This window comes from Streptomyces sp. NPDC048295 (assembly GCF_040652135.1).
Lineage (GTDB): Bacteria > Actinomycetota > Actinomycetes > Streptomycetales > Streptomycetaceae > Streptomyces.
In genome coordinates this window covers 120,916-137,276 of record NZ_JBEZLL010000013.1, presented here as the reverse complement: position 1 = coordinate 137,276, position 16,361 = coordinate 120,916, and the positions used below count along the sequence as shown (strand labels likewise).

18 protein-coding genes and 3 pseudogenes are annotated in these 16,361 nt (G+C 68.6%); 10 read left to right on the top strand and 11 right to left on the bottom strand.

Features of this window, described 5'->3' with window-relative positions:
* Window positions 1-14 precede the first annotated feature (14 nt).
* The 3 genes from AB0D53_RS20730 to AB0D53_RS20720 form a co-directional block, all read right to left on the bottom strand.
* Entirely contained in the window at window positions 15-368 is a 354-nt protein-coding gene (locus tag AB0D53_RS20730; protein WP_362448574.1) for a hypothetical protein, read from the bottom strand.
* A gap of 192 nt (window positions 369-560) precedes the next feature.
* Window positions 561-1,523 (bottom strand): adenosine deaminase, encoded by a 963-nt coding sequence (gene add, locus AB0D53_RS20725; protein WP_362448571.1) that lies wholly within the window; start codon window positions 1,521-1,523, stop codon window positions 561-563.
* Window positions 1,524-1,540: 17 nt separating this feature from the next.
* Window positions 1,541-1,858, bottom strand: coding sequence for a nucleoside hydrolase (locus tag AB0D53_RS20720; protein ID WP_362448568.1), 318 nt, complete (start codon window positions 1,856-1,858; stop codon window positions 1,541-1,543).
* Between the two features lie 517 nt (window positions 1,859-2,375).
* Between AB0D53_RS20720 and AB0D53_RS20715 the strand changes: the two genes are divergently transcribed.
* Both AB0D53_RS20715 and AB0D53_RS20710 read left to right on the top strand, forming a co-directional pair.
* Window positions 2,376-2,597 carry a hypothetical protein gene (locus AB0D53_RS20715; RefSeq protein WP_362448565.1) on the top strand — a complete coding sequence of 74 codons (222 nt, stop codon included), beginning with the start codon at window positions 2,376-2,378 and terminating at the stop codon, window positions 2,595-2,597.
* Window positions 2,598-2,775: 178 nt separating this feature from the next.
* A complete protein-coding gene (locus AB0D53_RS20710) occupies window positions 2,776-3,444 on the top strand; it encodes a GntR family transcriptional regulator (protein ID WP_362448563.1) in 669 nt (222 codons plus the stop codon).
* Between the two features lie 48 nt (window positions 3,445-3,492).
* On the opposite strand, the gene AB0D53_RS20705 is transcribed toward AB0D53_RS20710, so the two are convergent.
* A complete protein-coding gene (locus AB0D53_RS20705; RefSeq protein WP_362448560.1) occupies window positions 3,493-4,266 on the bottom strand; it encodes an SDR family oxidoreductase in 774 nt (257 codons plus the stop codon).
* Window positions 4,267-4,387: 121 nt separating this feature from the next.
* Between AB0D53_RS20705 and AB0D53_RS20700 the strand changes: the two genes are divergently transcribed.
* The 6 genes and pseudogenes from AB0D53_RS20700 to AB0D53_RS20675 all read left to right on the top strand — a co-directional run.
* Entirely contained in the window at window positions 4,388-5,017 is a 630-nt protein-coding gene (locus AB0D53_RS20700) for a bifunctional 4-hydroxy-2-oxoglutarate aldolase/2-dehydro-3-deoxy-phosphogluconate aldolase (protein WP_362448557.1), read from the top strand.
* Window positions 5,014-5,961: a sugar kinase gene (locus tag AB0D53_RS20695; protein WP_362448553.1), complete on the top strand. Its 948-nt coding sequence runs from the start codon at window positions 5,014-5,016 to the stop codon at window positions 5,959-5,961. Before AB0D53_RS20700 ends, AB0D53_RS20695 begins: the two co-directional genes overlap by 4 nt.
* A 22-nt stretch (window positions 5,962-5,983) precedes the next feature.
* Complete coding sequence (locus tag AB0D53_RS20690) at window positions 5,984-6,967, top strand: SMP-30/gluconolactonase/LRE family protein (RefSeq protein WP_362448550.1); 984 nt, start codon at window positions 5,984-5,986, stop codon at window positions 6,965-6,967.
* Window positions 6,968-7,074: 107 nt separating this feature from the next.
* Window positions 7,075-8,406 carry an MFS transporter gene (locus tag AB0D53_RS20685; protein ID WP_362448547.1) on the top strand — a complete coding sequence of 444 codons (1,332 nt, stop codon included), beginning with the start codon at window positions 7,075-7,077 and terminating at the stop codon, window positions 8,404-8,406.
* A 44-nt stretch (window positions 8,407-8,450) separates the two neighbouring features.
* Window positions 8,451-9,626: a mandelate racemase/muconate lactonizing enzyme family protein gene (locus AB0D53_RS20680; protein WP_362448544.1), complete on the top strand. Its 1,176-nt coding sequence runs from the start codon at window positions 8,451-8,453 to the stop codon at window positions 9,624-9,626.
* A 251-nt stretch (window positions 9,627-9,877) separates the two neighbouring features.
* Window positions 9,878-10,342 (top strand): annotated as a pseudogene (locus AB0D53_RS20675) (IS5 family transposase); the annotation flags it as partial.
* A 91-nt stretch (window positions 10,343-10,433) separates the two neighbouring features.
* Here the strand turns inward: AB0D53_RS20675 and AB0D53_RS20670 are convergent.
* The 4 genes and pseudogenes from AB0D53_RS20670 to AB0D53_RS20655 all read right to left on the bottom strand — a co-directional run bounded on the left by AB0D53_RS20670 (window position 10,434) and on the right by AB0D53_RS20655 (window position 12,120).
* Window positions 10,434-10,649, bottom strand: coding sequence for a hypothetical protein (locus AB0D53_RS20670; protein ID WP_362448541.1), 216 nt, complete (start codon window positions 10,647-10,649; stop codon window positions 10,434-10,436).
* Between the two features lie 93 nt (window positions 10,650-10,742).
* The gene (locus tag AB0D53_RS20665; RefSeq protein ID WP_362448781.1) at window positions 10,743-10,877 is read right to left on the bottom strand and encodes a hypothetical protein; all 135 of its coding nucleotides are present in this window, start codon (window positions 10,875-10,877) and stop codon (window positions 10,743-10,745) included.
* A 251-nt stretch (window positions 10,878-11,128) separates the two neighbouring features.
* Window positions 11,129-11,185, bottom strand: a pseudogene (locus AB0D53_RS20660) (hypothetical protein); the annotation flags it as partial.
* A 209-nt stretch (window positions 11,186-11,394) separates the two neighbouring features.
* Window positions 11,395-12,120 carry an HAD-IA family hydrolase gene (locus AB0D53_RS20655; RefSeq protein ID WP_362448538.1) on the bottom strand — a complete coding sequence of 242 codons (726 nt, stop codon included), beginning with the start codon at window positions 12,118-12,120 and terminating at the stop codon, window positions 11,395-11,397.
* A 244-nt stretch (window positions 12,121-12,364) separates the two neighbouring features.
* Here AB0D53_RS20655 and AB0D53_RS20650 point away from each other — a divergent pair, with 244 nt between their 5' ends.
* Entirely contained in the window at window positions 12,365-12,703 is a 339-nt protein-coding gene (locus AB0D53_RS20650) for a hypothetical protein (protein WP_362448535.1), read from the top strand.
* Window positions 12,704-12,734: 31 nt separating this feature from the next.
* Window positions 12,735-13,616: an IS5 family transposase gene (locus AB0D53_RS20645; protein WP_362448532.1), complete on the top strand. Its 882-nt coding sequence runs from the start codon at window positions 12,735-12,737 to the stop codon at window positions 13,614-13,616.
* Window positions 13,617-13,640: 24 nt separating this feature from the next.
* Here the strand turns inward: AB0D53_RS20645 and AB0D53_RS20640 are convergent, their stop codons facing one another.
* The 3 genes and pseudogenes from AB0D53_RS20640 to AB0D53_RS20630 all read right to left on the bottom strand — a co-directional run bounded on the left by AB0D53_RS20640 (window position 13,641) and on the right by AB0D53_RS20630 (window position 16,361).
* Window positions 13,641-14,048: a contact-dependent growth inhibition system immunity protein gene (locus AB0D53_RS20640; protein ID WP_241196923.1), complete on the bottom strand. Its 408-nt coding sequence runs from the start codon at window positions 14,046-14,048 to the stop codon at window positions 13,641-13,643.
* A 656-nt stretch (window positions 14,049-14,704) separates the two neighbouring features.
* On the bottom strand, window positions 14,705-15,532 hold the full coding sequence (locus AB0D53_RS20635) for a sugar nucleotide-binding protein (protein WP_362448528.1): 828 nt from the start codon (window positions 15,530-15,532) through the stop codon (window positions 14,705-14,707).
* A 278-nt stretch (window positions 15,533-15,810) separates the two neighbouring features.
* A pseudogene (locus AB0D53_RS20630) lies at window positions 15,811-16,361 on the bottom strand (XRE family transcriptional regulator).

Here is a 16,361-nt window from a genome sequence, read left to right as displayed (position 1 = left end):
ACCCCGGGAGTGCCTCAGATGCCGAGGACATGGGCATGTCCGGCCTGAGCGACGCGCGGATCGGCGCTCCGGCGGGCCGTGAGCGGCTGCGCCTGGTCGCCGATGTCCGGGCCGCTGTCGGCGCCGGTTCGCCGGTTCGCCGGTTCGCCGGTTCGCCGGTTCGCCGGTTCGCCGGTGACCATCCATCCCCACGTCGTCAGCGAGATCCGATAGATCCGTGCGGAAGACTTCGTGGTGCCCGCGCCGGTGAGGTACCGGTCGACCGCTGCGGTGTACGACGTGGGCGGGGCGGACAGGGGTACCACCCGGGCGCGCGGTAACCGGAGCACGCTCCCGCTCGCGAGTTCGGTCACCGGCTCGATCGCCATATCTGTCCGGCTCCTCCGGCTCTGCCGCAGTAAATGCGTACACCTCGCCCCGGCGGCCGGAGGCTTCCACCGCAGGTCGCGGTGATCATCGCAGGGGCCCTGTCGCAGTGAATCCGGTATGTACTGCGACAGGGCCCCTGACGGGCACCAGGTGACAGAAGAGGGCGCGTCGCGTAGCCGTCGTGCCTGCCCCTACTGCTCGTTTCGGGGGCTGAAGGACGCCTGTGCGGCGTTTTCCTGGGCGAGGGCTTCGTGCCGGCTGGTCCATTCGGTTGCCTGGCGCAGCGACTCGAACTCGCGCTGCAGAGTGGTAGCGGAGGTGGTGCGGGTGTCGGTGCTGATGGTGACCGGCAGTCCATCGGCGAGCAGTGGGGTGGCGGGGTGGTTGGTGAGGCTGAGGACGGCGCCGGTCTGCACGTTGCTGGTGGGGCACATCTCCAGGGCGATTTTGTCGGTGCGGAGCCGGTTCAGGAGTGCGGTGTCGGATGTGCAGCGGACGCCGTGGCCGATGCGGCGGGCGCCGAGGACGTCAATCGCCTCCCACATACTCTTCGGGCCTGCGGCTTCTCCGGCGTGGACGGTGCAGGGCAGGCCGGCGCTGTGGGCGAGGTCGAAGGCGACCCGGTGGGGCTGGGCGGTGTACAGGGTTTCGTCGCCGGCGAGGTCGAGGCCCGCGACGACGTTCCGGTGTCGCAGGGCGGTCTCGGCGACGGCGAGACTTTCGTCCGGGCTCTGGTGACGCAGGCAGCACAGCAGCATTGCGGTGCCCACGCCAGTGGTCGCCCGGCCCTGGGCCAGTCCTTCGGCTACCGCTTGGACGGCTTCGTCGGGGGTCATGCCGTGGCGGCCGTGCAGTTGCGGGGCGAAGCGCACCTCGCCGTAGACGACGCCGTCGGCCTTCCAGTCCTCGACCAGTTCCCGGGCGGTCCGGGTGAGGGCGTCGGGAGTCTGCAGAACCTGCAGGGGGAGGTCGATGTAGGTCAGGAAGGTGGTCAGGCTGCCGCAGTGGGCCGGGGCCACGACCAGATCCTCGACCGGCCGGTCGAGGGCGATGCCCTGTTCGCGGGCGAGGTCGCCGACGGTCCCCGGGCGGACGGAGCCGTCGAGGTGGCAGTGCAGTTCGTAGCGCGGGATCCGCGCCGTGGGGGTGCTCATGAAGTCGGTCCAGGAGGTCAGAGGGTGGAAGGAACCGCGTCGGCGAGCGGCGAGCCGTCGGGAACGGGTGTGGTGACGGTGTCGAACAGGAGCTTCTTGAAGCCGCTCTCGTCGACCCGGCGGACAAGGGTGAGGTTGGAGGCGGGAGCGGACACGCGCCGGTCGATGATCATCTGTCCGCGTGTGTCGTCGGTGAGGGAGATCTCGACGTGGGCCTGTTCCTGTTCGGTGATCAGTTCGGGCTTGAGCGCCACGGCCATGGCGACGGGGTCGGGCAGGTCGTATGGGAACGCAACAAGGGTTCCGGTCCACGTTTCGCATCGGCAGACTCGCACCCGACCGAAACGGAATTCGGCGGCGCGGCGTCAGCCGGCCTGCCGCAGAGGGTGCAGGACGGCCCCATGGGCCGGCCCGTGAGGCTCGCGTCGGAGCGGGTGTCCTTGCCCGGCGAGTCGTAGTAGATCTTGTGAAGGTGAACCGAGCCGGAAGCAGCCTGCGCCTGGACAGGCAGCAGGACCGTTACCCCGCGACGCCAGGTGATGCCGAGCTCGCTGTTTCCCTCTGTCATCCCGACGGCCGGATCCGGGAGGCCGCGCTGGGCCATGCCGAGGAGCGGCCCGCCCTGCTCGGCCTGATCGTCCTTCGCTGTGCTGACCGGGCGGGACCGGTACGCGAACGGGCTCGCGTGCTCCTGGCCGAGGCATCCCCGCACCGGCCGGCCACACCCGCCGCGCCGACCCCGCAGTCCGGCCCGCCGCCGCGGTGGGCCTGGGCGAGTGCGGGGTTCGCGAGGAGGCGGACTCGGTCCGGGCACTGCTCGCACACCCGTACCCGAGGGTGCGTGTCTGCGCGGTGGCAGGCCTGCGGGCGCTGGAGGCGGTGCGCGTCGACGGCGTCCGGCCTCTCCTGGACGACCCGTCAGCCGCGGCGGTCCGGCAGGCGACCGCGGCTCCCCTGCCCTGGGCCGACCGTGTACCGCACGAGCTGCTGCGCGTACTCCTGACCGAGGACCGTCCGCGCCACCAGCCGATCGCGGCGATCCGGCTGCTGCGGGTGGTCGGGGTGTACGCCTGACGACCTCGTGCATGGTCAGCGGTGACGATGAAGCGGTCGGTGTTCGCGGTGCTCTCGCTTCTGTCTGAACCTACGCAGCCACTTGGCCCTTGTCGGCCGTCGCCCGGAGGCAGGAGACGGGTCCGGGAGGATCGGAAAGCACCTCCGAGCCGGAACGAATATCGCATACGATGGACGAATGGCAGAGAAGACCTGGGCCACCCGGCTCCCCGAGGTGAAGAGCAAGGCCGACCTGGCTTACGACAGCCTGCACGACGCCATCGTTGCCGGTCACGTGCGTCCGGGCGAGCGCATCAACATGGACGAGGTGGCCCGGAACCTGGGAGTGAGCAAGATCCCGATCCGCGAAGCCATCAAGCGACTGGAGTCCGAGGGGCTGGTCACATCACGCGTCCACTCCGGTGTGGTCGTGGCCCATGTCGACAAAACCGAGATGCGCGGGGTGTTCCTGGCTCGCGAGGCAATCGACGGGCTGGTCGCCAGGCTGGCAGCCGAGAAGAGCGACGACCGGCTCCTGTCCGACCTGCAGGGCGTGCAGGACAAGATGCGGGCCGCCCTGCGCACCGGGGACACCGACGAGCTGCAGCGGCTCAACTCCGAGTTCCACGGGTTCCTGGCCCAGGCCAGCGGCTACCGCATCCTGGCGGAGCTGACCGAGCAGCTGCTGCTGACCATTCGCCGATACCGCATTGCGGCTCCACAGGACACCCAGAACTGGTCCATCATCATCGAGGAACACGACGCCATCATGGACGCCCTGCGCCGCGAAGACCCCGTGGCAGCGGCCACCGCCGCGCAGGCACACACCATTTCACAGGCCGGCCACGAGGTGGCCGACCACGCCTGAGGCCCGGCACGGACGAGTTCCCTCCTTCCGGGTTCGAAGCCGGATCCCTCAGTCCTGGTACAGAGGCGGCAGCCCCATGCGCTCCCGGTGCCCGTCACGGAGCAGGCTGGCAGCGCTGACGGTTGAGGCGCCCGCATCGAGCACCAGTTCCGAGCCGGCAAGCAGCGCCGCCTCTTCGGACGCGGCGTAGGCGACCGCGGCGGCGACCTGTTCCGGGGTGCCGAGCATGCCCATGGGGTTGGACTCGCGCAATCTCTCCTCGTCGTCGCCCGAGCCCAGGCGTGACTCGGTGGCCGGGGTGCGCACCCAGCCCGGCGAGACGGTCACGAAAGAGATGCCGTGGCGCCCGTAGTCGACGGTGAGCTGCCGGCCGAGGGCGGCCAGTGCCGCTTTGGCGGCCGCGTAGGCCGGGAGCCCGGGAGCCGCCGTGCGGTGCAGGACCGAACCGATCATGACGACGCGGCCACCACCGGCCGAGATCATCGATGGCAGCACCTCTCGCACACACAGGAAAACGGACGTGAGGTTGGCTGTGAGGACCTTGTGCCACTCCTCCTCGCTGGTGCGGTGGAGGGCCGTCCCCTCGGTCAGTCCCGCACAGGTGACCAGGACGTCGATGCCGCCGTGGTCGGTGATCACACCGTGGACGAGTTCTCGCACGTCCTGCGCGCACGTCACGTCGGCACGGCGGGGGAAGACACCGTTCAGTTTCGGGTCATGGAGATCGGCACCCACCACGCGGAAGCCGTCTGCGACGAAGCGGCTCGCGACCGCGCGGCCGATGCCGCCCGCGGCACCAGTGACCAACGCTGTTCTGCTCATCCGGAAACGACCACCTGTTCTACGGCAGTGCCGCCTCGGGGCCAGTCCCGGGGCGGGGTTGAAGGATCGAAAGAAAGGTATACGATCTACTAAATAACAGCAACGGCACCAGGAGGCGCCCATGCCGACCCCCCAGCTCCTCAGCGAACTCGGCAGGGAAAGACTGCTGGCCATCGTGCGCGGAACCGACACGCAAGCCACGCTCGACACGGTGCTCACCCTGTTCCATTCCGGGGTCGACATCGTCGAAGTCTCCCTGACCAGCACCGACGCACTCACCGTCATCGAGAAGGCCCGAGCCGCGCTCGGTCCGGACGCCCTACTGGGCGCCGGAACCCTCCTGACGGCGCGGCAAGCCCGTTCGGCTGCGCAGGCCGGCGCCTGCTTCGGGGTCACGCCGGGTATCACCGCCGCCGTCGCGGAGTGCCGGGCCCTGGACCTGCCTGTGTTCACCGGCGCCCTCACCCCTACGGAGGTCGCCGCGGCGGTGGACGAGGGCGCGAGTGCCGTCAAGCTCTTCCCCGCCTCCGTTGGCGGACCGCAGTACTTCAAGGCCCTGCGCGATCCCTTCCCCGACATCCCGTTCGTACCCGTGGGCGGTGTGGACGCGGAGGCCGCCCGGGACTATCTGGCCGCCGGCGCCCTGGCCGTCGGGGTCGGCGGCCCGCTCGTCGGTGACGCGGCACGCGGCGGGTCGCTCGACGCGCTCGCCGAACGTGCGGCGCGCTTTCGAGAGGTGACGTCTCGATGATTGACGTACTGACTTTCGGAGAGACCATGGCCGCCCTCCGGGCAGGTCAGCCGCTACAGCTGGGTGGCTCCCTGAACCTGTCCGTGGCGGGCGCGGAGTCGAACGTGGCCATCGGCCTGGCCCGGCTCGGCCACACGGCCCGATGGGCCGGGCTGACCGGCAACGACGAGTTCGGGCGCCTGGTGCTGCGGACCCTGCGCGCAGAAAATGTCGATGTCTCCTTTGCCGGCACCACCGACGTCGGCCCCACGGGCCTGGTGGTGTTCGAGCCCCGCATCGCCGACCTGGTCCGGGTGACCTACTACCGGGCAGGTTCCGCCGGCAGTTCCCTGTCCGCCGCCCATCTGCGCGAAGCGCTCGATGACGGCGCCCGACTCGTACACGTCTCCGGCGTCACGGCAGCCCTTGGCCCCGGTCCCGGGGGAGCCGTCGCAGAAGCCGTACAGCGCGCGGCGGATCGTGGGGCTCTCGTCTGCATGGACGTGAACTACCGCAGCCGACTGTGGCCGCCCGGCGAGGCCGCATCGGCGTTGCGTCCGCTGGCCCGGTACACCGACATCCTCATCGCCTCCGACGACGAGCTGTCCCTGGTGGCCGACGAGCGGGCGACGACGGAACGCGACCGCGTGGAGTCGCTTTTCGAGAGGGGCGTGAACGAAGTGGTGATCAAGCGCGGGGCCGACGGGGCCGAGGTGTTCCACGCCGGCGGCTCGACGTCCCTTCCGGCCCGGCCGGTCCAGGTCCGCGACACGGTCGGCGCGGGCGACGCGTTCGTCGCCGGTTACCTTTCCGGCCTTCTCGACGGCGATCCGGTGCCGGCCCGGCTGGCACGAGCCGTTGCGACCGGTGCCTTCGCGGTCGCCTCCAGCGGTGACTGGGAAGGCTCGCCGACACGTGAGGAGATAGACCTGCTGTCCGTCGCACCAGGCAGCACGATCAGGTGACTTTCATGGAAGGTGACCGCAGATGAGCACGGAACACGACGGCAGATCCCGCGCCCCCCGCACTCCCCCGGGCCACGGTATGCAGGCGCAGCCACCACCGGACCAGGACCGGCCACCCCTCGACACGGACACCGAATGGCAGGCGTGGACCCCAGGGCGCTACCAACTGGCGGAGGGGCTGCGTCTGCACGACGACATCATGGTCTTCGTCGACCTCCTGCGCGGTGCGCTGTACCGCTGTCCCGACCGGGCCGGCAAAACCGCCGAGCGGCTGCTTCGCCTCGACGTGCCGCTGGGGGCGGTGGCACCTCTCGCGGGCTCCCCCGGCGACTGGATCGTGGCCGCGGGTCCGGGCATCGCCCTCGCCCTGCGCGGACGGTCTCTTGAGTGGCTGGCCCGGCCGGAGGAGAGCGCCGCGGCCCCCATGAGAATGAACGACGCCGCCTGCGACCCGGCCGGGCGCTTCTGGGTCACGAGCATGGCCCGCACGGGCACCGGCGCGGTCGGCAGCCTGTACCGGGTCGATCCGGACCGCCGTGTCCACCGCGTGCTGCCCGGCCTCACCGTTCCCAACGGTCCCGCCTTCAGCGCCCGTGGCAACCTTATGTATCTTGCCGACAGCGCCGAGCGGATCATCAGGAGGTTCACCGTCGATCCGGACACCGGCACCCTCGGCGCACACGAGACGTTCGCGCGGCTCGCGCCGACCGAGGGACGTCCCGACGGCATGATCGTGGACAATGCGGGCCATCTGTGGGTCGCACTGTGGGGCGGTGCGGAAGTGCGCCGCTACGCACCGGACGGCAGCGTGTCAGCGCGCCTGCGCCTGCCGACGCCCAACCCCAGCAGCGTGGCCTTCGGACACGGCCGCATGTACGTGAGCACAGCACGTCACCGCTTGGAGTGTCCGGACCCGCTGGCCGGAGCGGTACTGACATGCCGGACGCCGTGGTCGGCGCCGGCCGCGCAGACGTTCCGCCCGGAATCCGCACAGCACTCTGCGTAGCAGCACAACCGAAGGATCGTCGGCTTTCTTCTCCGGAGGGCTGGCGCTTATTTCGTATATCGAATACCTTCCTCTCGCCCGTCCCCTGTTCAAAGATGGAGACTCCCATGACCACAGTCGTGGTTACCGAAGACAATGAGATGGACCCGCGGCGCGCCAAGGCCAACCGCCGCACGATGGTGGCGAGCACCGTCGGCACGGTCATGGAGTGGTACGACTTCAACCTCTACGGCCTGGCCTCGGCGCTGGTGTTCGGCCCGCTGTTCTTCGGTTCGTCCTCCACCGGCGGCACTCTGGCCTCCTTCGCCACGTTCGCCGTCGGTTTCGCCGCCCGCCCGATCGGCGGCATCCTCTTCGGCCACCTCGGCGACCGCATAGGGCGCAAGACCGTCCTGCTGATCACCATGGTCGGCATGGGCCTGGCCACAGCCCTGGTCGGCGTCCTGCCCACCCACGCGTCGATCGGCGTGTGGGCCCCCGTCCTGCTGATCGTCCTGCGCGTATGCCAGGGCATCGCCGTGGGCGGCGAGTTCGCCGGCGCCACGCTGCTGACGGTGGAGAACGCCCCACCGGGCAAGAGAGGCCTGTACGGCGCCATTCCCGCAATGGGCACCGGCGCGGGCTTCGTCCTCGCCAGCGCCGTCTTCGGTCTCGTCTCCATGCTGCCGGACAGCTCGTTCAACAGCTGGGGCTGGCGCGTGCCGTTCCTTGTCAGCGCGGTGCTGGTGCTGTTCGGCCTTTGGGTCCGCAAGGGCATCGACGAGACGCCGGTCTTCGCCGAGCTGGAGGACCACGGTCAGAGGGAGCGTTTCCCGCTCCTCGTCGCTCTCAAGAAGCAGCCGGGCGCGATGCTGCGCACCATGGGCATCACCGTCTCCGGGTTCGTCTGGGGCTACCTGATCCAGGCCTTCGCCCTCGCCTACGCCACCGGCACCCTGCACCTGTCGAAGTCGACCATGCTGTGGGCCATCGCCCTCGCCTCCACCCTGGAGATCGTCGCCATCCCGTTCTGGGGCTGGCTGTCCGACAAGATCGGCCGTCGCATGATGGTCACAATCGGCCTGGTGTGCACGGTCGCCTACGCCTTCCCCTTCTTCTCCCTGCTGGAGACCAAGAGCACCCCGCTGATCTACCTGGCCATGGTGCTGGCCATCCCGATCTGCAAGGACATGGTCTTCGGGCCCCAGGCCGCCCTGGTCGCCGAGCAGTTCGACGCCCGCGTCCGTTTCAGCGGCGTCAGCGCCGGCCGTGAGATCGGCGGTGCGATCTTCGGCGGCACCGCCCCCTTCATCGGCACAGCGCTGCTGGCATCCAGCCACTCCGTCGCCCCCGTCGCGCTGTACGTCATCGCCGGCTGCGTCGTGACGTTGATCGCCGTGTTCGCGGGCAAGGAGACGGCGCACAGCGCACCCGAGGAATACGCGACCACCCCCGCCTGAGCCGGTACCGCACCGCAGCCCGGATCTACCCAGTGGAGTACGACATGAGCAATACCTCTCTTCCCATCACCAAGGTCGAGGCACTGGCCCTGTCCGCCAGCTTCGCCGACCTGTACAACTCGCCCGACGACGTCCCTGACTGGCTGCGCTTCCCAGCCTCCAGTCACCGCGTTCTGCCACGCCACGGCCAGTACGCGACGCTCGTCAAAGTGCATGCCGAGGACGGCAGCGTCGGCATCGGCGAGTGCTACGGCCTGCCCTCTCCCCAGGTCACCGCCACCGTGGTCGCCACTGTCCTGGCGCCACTGCTGGTGGGACAGGACGCCCTCGCCACCACGGCGGTCTGGGACCGGCTCTTCAAGGGACAGGCGGCCGGCGGCCACAACCGCGGGTTCTACCTGGAGGCGCTGGCGGGCATCGACCTCGCGCTGTGGGACCTGCGGGGCAAGGTAGCCGGGCAGCCCGTGCACCGGCTGCTCGGCGGACCGGTCCGCGAGCGCATCGACTGCTACGCCAGCCCGGTCTCCCTGCACGGCGACCCCGAGGACTCGGCCCGCCAGGCACTGGACTACGTCGGCAAGGGATTCCGCGCCCTGAAGGTGAAGATCGGCCGAGGCGAGCGCACCGATCACGCCCACCTCACTGCCGTGCGCGAGGCTGTCGGCCCTGACATCGACATCCTCACCGACGTCAACTGCGCCTACGACCTCGACGAGGCCACCCGCGTCGGCCGGGTCCTGCGCGACCTGAACATCAACTGGTACGAGGAGCCCCTCCAGGTCGACGACCTGCGCAACCTGGCCGAGCTGCGCCGCCGTACCGGTCTGACGATCGTCAACGGCGAGACCCACTTCACCCGGTTCGACCTGCGCGACTCACTGCTGCACCAGGCCATCGACGTCTTCATGCCCAACGTGGCCCGATGCGGCGGCATCACCGAGGCCACCCGGATCGCGGCCCTCGCCTCCGCCTTCCACGTCGACATCGCCCCGCACGGCGTCGGCTCCGGCGTCAGCCTGGCCGCGGCCCTGCACCTGTGCGCGGCCACCCCCAACCTGCGCACCTACGAATACAACCGACTGCCCAACCCCATCCGCGAGAACATCCTGGTCAATCCGCCGGAGTTCCGCGAAGGCGCCCTGACCGTCCCCACCGGCCCCGGTCTCGGCATCGAGCTCGACGAGTCAGTGGTCGACCGCTACACCGTCGCCCGCCTCTGAGCGGCTGCGACGTGCCCCGCCTGGCCTTCCTCGCATGGAGTGGCCGGACGGCCTGTCTCATCCCGGAGTGACGTCCGGTGCCCGTCTCATGCTGACGTGATGAGCACGGCCGCCTGAAGGTCGGCGACTACCTGTCCCCGTGGGACCGCGCCGAGGCGTCCTTCGGCTCGGGGACCGGCTACGACGACCTCTGCATCGCCCAGCTCACCGAACTACTCACCTGCTACGGCCCGGTGTTCTCGGTGTGGCTGGGCGGACTGACCTGCAAGATCCATTTGGTTGGTGAGGGCGGGTGCTACCCGCTCGCCTTCGTCATCACGCCTGGCCAGTGGGGTGACGCCCCACAGTTGATTCCCGTGCTGGAAAAAATCCGTGTTCCTCGGCCGGACGGCGGACACCCGCGCACTCGGCCCGACCATCTTGGAGGCGACAGAGCCTACTCGTCGCGCCGCAACCGTCGTTACCTGCGGCGACGCCAGATCAAGCACACCATTCCGGAACGCAGAGGCCAACGGGCTGACCGTCAACGCCGCGGCAGCAACGGTGGCCGTCCGACCGGCTTCAACAGAGACATCTACAGGCGTCGCAATGAAGTGGAGCGAACGATCAACCGGCTCAAGACCTTCCGCGCGGTCGCAACCCGCTAAGACAAGCGAGCCTACGTATTCCACGGTACCGTCGCGGTCGCCTCGATCCGGCTGTGGCTCTGCACCTGAGACGGAGTCACTCGCTCCCAATACACCGCCCACGAATCGGTCCGCGATTGCGGTCGGGGCGTGCCGGGCTGGCAGGTCGGCTGATGATTGATCAGCAGGCAGCCTGCCGGGCGAGCACGAGTTCGGTACTCGGCTTGTGGCTGGTCGGTCGGTGGGCTGAGCGGTCCGCTATCAGTGAGGCGATCGCCTGGTGGGTCTCGGCATAGTCCTCGCGGGGGCTGGTGCAGCGCTGGAGCGGGCGCCACTGCCGCAGCTCGGCGTTGGCGTGTTCGACGCAGATCCGCTCCGAGGACTGCCGTCGGCGCATCTCCCGCCAGGCGTGATGCTCGCCGAGCGGCGCGTCCTCCTTCGGCTTCTTCGGCGGGGCGCCGATCTGGTCGGGGAATTCCTTGGCCAGCCCTCATCGGCCTCGGCGGTCATTCGGGCGGAGGCGGAACTGCTCGGCGATGCCCTCGGTGCGCATGGCAGTCTGGTCGTGCATGCGGCCCGGGCGGTCCGCGCCCGACCACAGTAGGCGGCCCTGGCCGTCGCTGATGGTGGTGGTCTTGATGGTGTTCTGCTTCTTCTTGCCGGAAACGAAGGCCCGTCGCCCGGGCCGGGTGCCTTCGGGCGGCGGACCTGGGGCTCGGCACCGTCGATCCGCAACCGGATCCCTTCGGCCTCGGCGTAGGCGAACACAGCCGCCAGGGTGCGCGGTCGGATACCTGGACAGTCAGGAACGGCGAAGCCGCGCGCCGCCAGCAGTGGGCGGATCTCGCCGATGGTACGGGAGATTGTGGAGCGGGCGGTGCCGTACAGCTCGGCGAGCACGGCGTGCGGGAGCCCGGTGCGCGGGTGGACCAGGGTGACGAGCAGGCGGTCGGTGAGGACCAGGTCGTGCCTCGGCCCGGCACCGGCCTCTCACTGCCGCTCAGCACCACGGCGCTCACGGAGCTCCGACTCACACCGGACGAGCCAGGGATCGGCCAACTCATCGATCAAATAGCCGATATGTGAACGGGAGATGCCGCAGAAGGCGGGATGGGACAAGGCCGTACGGGCCCACTTCTTGGTCAGACTCGATCGGCCAGGCGGAGTACTGCATCCAGTCCGCGGCACGAACCGGGAGTGGCTCGACCGGGCAGCACATACGAGCGCAGTCCCGCCCCGGCCGCGCCACCGTCCTTCGCGGGATGGTCGCCCACCATCAGTGTCTCCTCCGGAGCGACACCCAGCTCATGGCAGGCATGCTGAAACAGCAACGGATCCGGCTTCTCCGTGTCGTGTTCGTAGGAATGCACCCAGGACGAAAAGTAGTGGTCAAGGCCATGGTGGGCGAAGGTGGCCCGCAGATCCCAGCCCACATCGCTGACGACCCCCAAAGCCACGCCGCTCTGAGTCAGTCGGACCAGTGTGCACTCGGTGTCTTCGTAAGGCACCCAATGTTCCGGGGCCTGGAGCTGCTCATAGAGCACGCCAGCGACCGGTGCCAACTCGCGAACTGAGGCGTACCAGGTGGTGAAGGCATGGCGATGTGCTCTTGAGGACACGTCGCGGCCACGCTGGGCCTCGATCACGTCGGGATCCGACAGGCCGGCTTCGAGCCCGCTCAGCATGACGTCCATCGCTGCCTCGTCCACGGGTTCAGGCATCGCCGCTCGGATCCGGTCTGAATAAGCGCCGATCTGGAACAAGGTGCCGGAGAAGTCGAAGAGGACGGCCCGTACGGCCAGTGGCGCCTGCGAGGCGCCACAGACGCGGATGGGCCCTTCAGGCCCGCAGGCAGGGAGACGAGTCATTGGACCTTCCTACCGCAGGCCGGTCGAGAATGACCAGGTATATACGACCTGCGCGACGGCGGCCCCAGTTGCCGTCCGACAACTCGCTGGCCGGGCGGAACAATTGGCAGCTGCTCGAGACCGGCTGGGGGCGTCGGACCGCGGTCGGGCCGCACTGGCAGATCTTGAGGAGACCGGGGCATCCCCGGAGACCCGGGCCGGGGCATCGGCGGTTCTCGCCGAGGAGATCGAGACCGATCCCCAGTTGCAGCACGCACTGACGGTTCGCCTGAGCGCACCGCATGCTGTAGTCGGTGTGGTCATCGCCCGCAGCCGGATGCGTGGCGACGACCCGATCCTGGTCGGCAGCGGGACGCTCAACTTCAGGAAGCCGATATCAGCGGCCGGCGTGGTGGCGCTCGTGCTGGGCGTGCTGGTGGTCCTCGCCGTGATCGTCCTCGCCGTGTACGGCGGGACCGGATCCTTGGTTCTGACGACTCTCCGGAAAGCGGCCGCAGCTCGACATCCGCGACAGCCGACAAGAACGATGGTTCGGCGTCAGGCAGCGGCAGCGACGAGAGGACCACTACGCCTCGGGCGCTGACTGAGAGGGCGTTTGAGATCTGGCGTGTCGCATGGCCGGTGCGGTCGTTGGGGACTGCGTGAGTGCTTCTGGGGGCAGGTATCCGTCGGACCTGACGGACGAACAGTGGGCTCTGGTGGAGCCACTACTACCGGCCGCGAGGGTGGGGCCGAAGGGCGGACGGAGGGAGAAGCATCCACGGCGGCGGATCGTAGACGCGATCTTCTATGTCGTGCGGACCGGGTGTGCCTGGCGTCAGCTGCCGAAGGACTTTGCGCCCTGGCCGACCGTGTACTGGTACTTCACGTGGTGGCACGATGACGGAACCGTAGAGCGGCTGCACGACGCGCTGCGCGACCAGGTCCGAGTGGCCGACGGCCGCAGCGCCGAACCTAGCGCGGGGCTCATCGACTCGCAGTCCGTGCGCACGGCCGACACCGTCCCCGTTTCCACCAGAGGGTTTGACGCAGGCAAGAAGGTCAAAGGCCGCAAGCGGTTCATCGTCACCGACACGCTCGGCCTCCTGCTGGCGGTACACGTTGTTGCTGCGAGCGTCCAGGACCGTGACGGCGCGAAACGTTCTTTGCTTTGGACTCGCCTCGACCATCCGAGCATCCGGAAGGTCTGGGCGGACCAGGGCTTCTCCGGAAGGCTGGTCGATTGGAGCGCTTCGATCCTCGGCCGTGAGCTGGAGATCGTCCGTAAAGCGCCTGACCAGCGGGGCTTTCAGGTCCAGCCCAAGCGTTGGGCCGTTGAGCGGACGTTCGCCTGGATGACCGCGCACCGGCGGCTTGCCCGTGACTACGAGACCGATCCCGCCCGGTCCGAGACCATGATCCGGTGGGCGATGATCGGCATCATGGTCCGCCGGCTCACCCGAGGTTGCCCGGCCAAACGGCCAGGACCACGGCGCCTTCAGTGGACAGGCCCGTAGTAGGTGGCAGGCATCTGCAACGCGTCAGGAATTCTGGACGGCGCCTACGAACCGTTCGACCTTGCTCCGCAGATCTGACGAGAGGCCGGAGAGGCCGTCGACGATGAAGGTCAGTTGCCTTGCAAGCTCCGGATAGGTGCTCCAGACAGCTGGGTTCCTGGTCAGGACCGCGCGCAGCAGGTCGCCCTCGTACATGTCGCCTTCAGCCAGCGGGTTGTCGCGAAGCACCTCCACCGCGAGCGGAAGAAGCACCGGCAGCCCAATGTCCTGCCCGATCAGCAGGCGCAAGTCCTCAACGGTCAGAGTCCCGACCGGCCGGCTCCGCAGAGCATGCGCCGTCGCCATGAGATAGGTGGCGTCGGGCGGGGGCGCCTGCCAGCGATCACGTTCGAGCTCCTCAAGGGACCGACTACGGTCGATAGATACAGCCACCAGACGATTCTCTCGTGAATGCGTGTGGTCGGGTAGCCGGAGACCAGCGGTGGTCTCCGGCTACCCGACCACCAGGCGAGATCTCAAACACGGTCTGAGGCCGAGACGGAGAACGTGGTGCCTCGACTGGAGGACATGATGTCAGGCTGGGCAGTCTTCAGCGTACCTAACGGATTCCCCTCCGAAAGAGACAAGAGCTGTAGCGAGGGAACCGCGATCTACGAGAACCCGGAAGAGAACTCGGGCAATCTCCAGGTACTTTACCACGTGACCGCGTGCCGAGACGTCCGAACGGTGATCGATGTGTTTGCGGAGTTGTTGAAGGGTGTCGAAACCCCAGCGATCCGAAAGAGACGCGTATCGCCATGCCGAGGTGTGGTGATGAGAGCTTCGCGACCAGGTACACCGACACCGGCGGGCAAAGAGACTCGAACGGCGATCATGTCGAGGTGCGGGCTCGGGTGGGACGGTCTTCATCGACATGACCTTCGGCCCGATCGGCGACGGCCCCTACAGGCTCGACTTCCTGGAGCGGGCCAGGAGCTCATGCAACTCGTCTGCGACCGGGCTGTCGCTTCGTAGAGCACTCCCTGACCGCCTCCGCCCGGGAGCGGCGCGGGCGTCACAATGCCTCGAGCACGGCGTCGCAAAGGGACTCACGTCCCTGGGGCGAGGAACCGGCGGGCGCCGCGGAGCCTGGTCCGGAGCCGGTCCTGGGTGGCGCGGCTGTCGAGGCGGACGTCGAGTGCTCCGGGATATGCGCTCTCGGCCCGCAGGCCGGTAGGGAGCCGGGAGTCGTCGAGCCTGTCGCGCCGGGCGATGAGGGTGCCGAGTTCATGGCGGCTCACGGCATCGGTTCCTGCCAGGTGGTGGACGCCGGACAGGTCGCTCGACGCGAGTTCCAGCAGGGCGGCGGCCAGGTCGGCGACGTGTACGGGGCAGCGGATGTCGTCGGTGAACAGGACACCCGTACGGGTGCCTGCCGCGAACTCGTGCACCGCGCGGACGTGTTCCGATCGCCGGTCGCCGATGATCAGGGAGGTTCGGGCGACGACGGCGCCCGGGTTCACGAGGCGGACGCCGGTCTCCGCCGCGGCCTTCGCGGCGCCGTAGGGGGTGAGCGGGTCGGGAAGGCAGGATTCGTCGTAGTGGACGCGGGCGCCGGAGAACACGGCGTCGCTGGATACATGGACCAAGCGGCTGCCACGCTTCGCCGCGGTCATCGCCAGGCGGACCGGTCCCTCGGCCGTGACCGTCCAATCGGGCCCGCCGCTCGTCGCGTTGACGACCACGCGAGGTTCCACCTTGGCCATGACTGCCTCGATGCGGTCAAAGTCGCGTAGGTCGAGGGCGTGCCATGAGACCTCCGGAGTGCTGACGGGCCGGGTGGCGAAGGTCGCAGCCGTCGAATGGCCCGCTGCTGCTGCCTGGCGGACCAGCTCGGTGCCCAGGAATCCGCTGCCGCCGACGATCAGGATGGTCATGGTGCGACACGGTAGAGGAGGCACCACTCACGCGCTGGTGAGATTGATCAGACTCCGCTGAGACAGGTCAGGAACACCAGCGCGGCGGGTGAAGCAGTGCGAATCCGACAACACGGTTGAGACCGAGTGAGAATCCGCCGGGTTCAGTGCGACAGGACACCAGAACTCTGCCCAATGCTGGCCGCCCGGTGACCCTGATGACAGCACGCTTGCCTTGGTGTCAACTATCGTGCTTCGGCTCGTGGGCGGAAATTCGGCGGTCACGCATTCGCTCCTGGTCAGTAATCCAGATCCAGGTAGTCGATGTCGTTGATTACCACGTCTGACAGTCCCATGGCGCGAACTCCGCCGTCCTGGAAATACACGTCCTTGAATCCTTCGGCGATGATTCCGAGCATCTGCTGGTCGCCGGCCCCGGAGTCGCCGGCATCGAAGAGGCGTTGCGCGTACTCCGGGGGGGGGAGGTGCACGGTGAGGCGGCGGAACCGTCCGTCGTCGGTCGTGCCGACCGGCGCGGTGTAGCCGAACCGGGCTCGGGTCTCGACCGTGATGCCGCCGGTGGTGGCGGCTTGCTTACGACGGCGCTTGCGGACCTGCGGCTGCCAGCGGGAGCGCACCGCGGAGTCGATGCGGGCAGTGATGTCCTTGGGCGGGTGCTTCCGCTCGCCCTTGCGGTAGCGCTCCACCGATCTTTGGGTGACCCCGAGTTCTTCGGCGACGGCCCTGGTTGTCTTGAGCTGCTTGAGCAGGTAGTTGATGCGGCCGGGAGGGTCTTGGGTGGCTCCCGGGTGAAGCGCTTCCGGTCGGCCCGCTCGATGGCGCCCTCGAT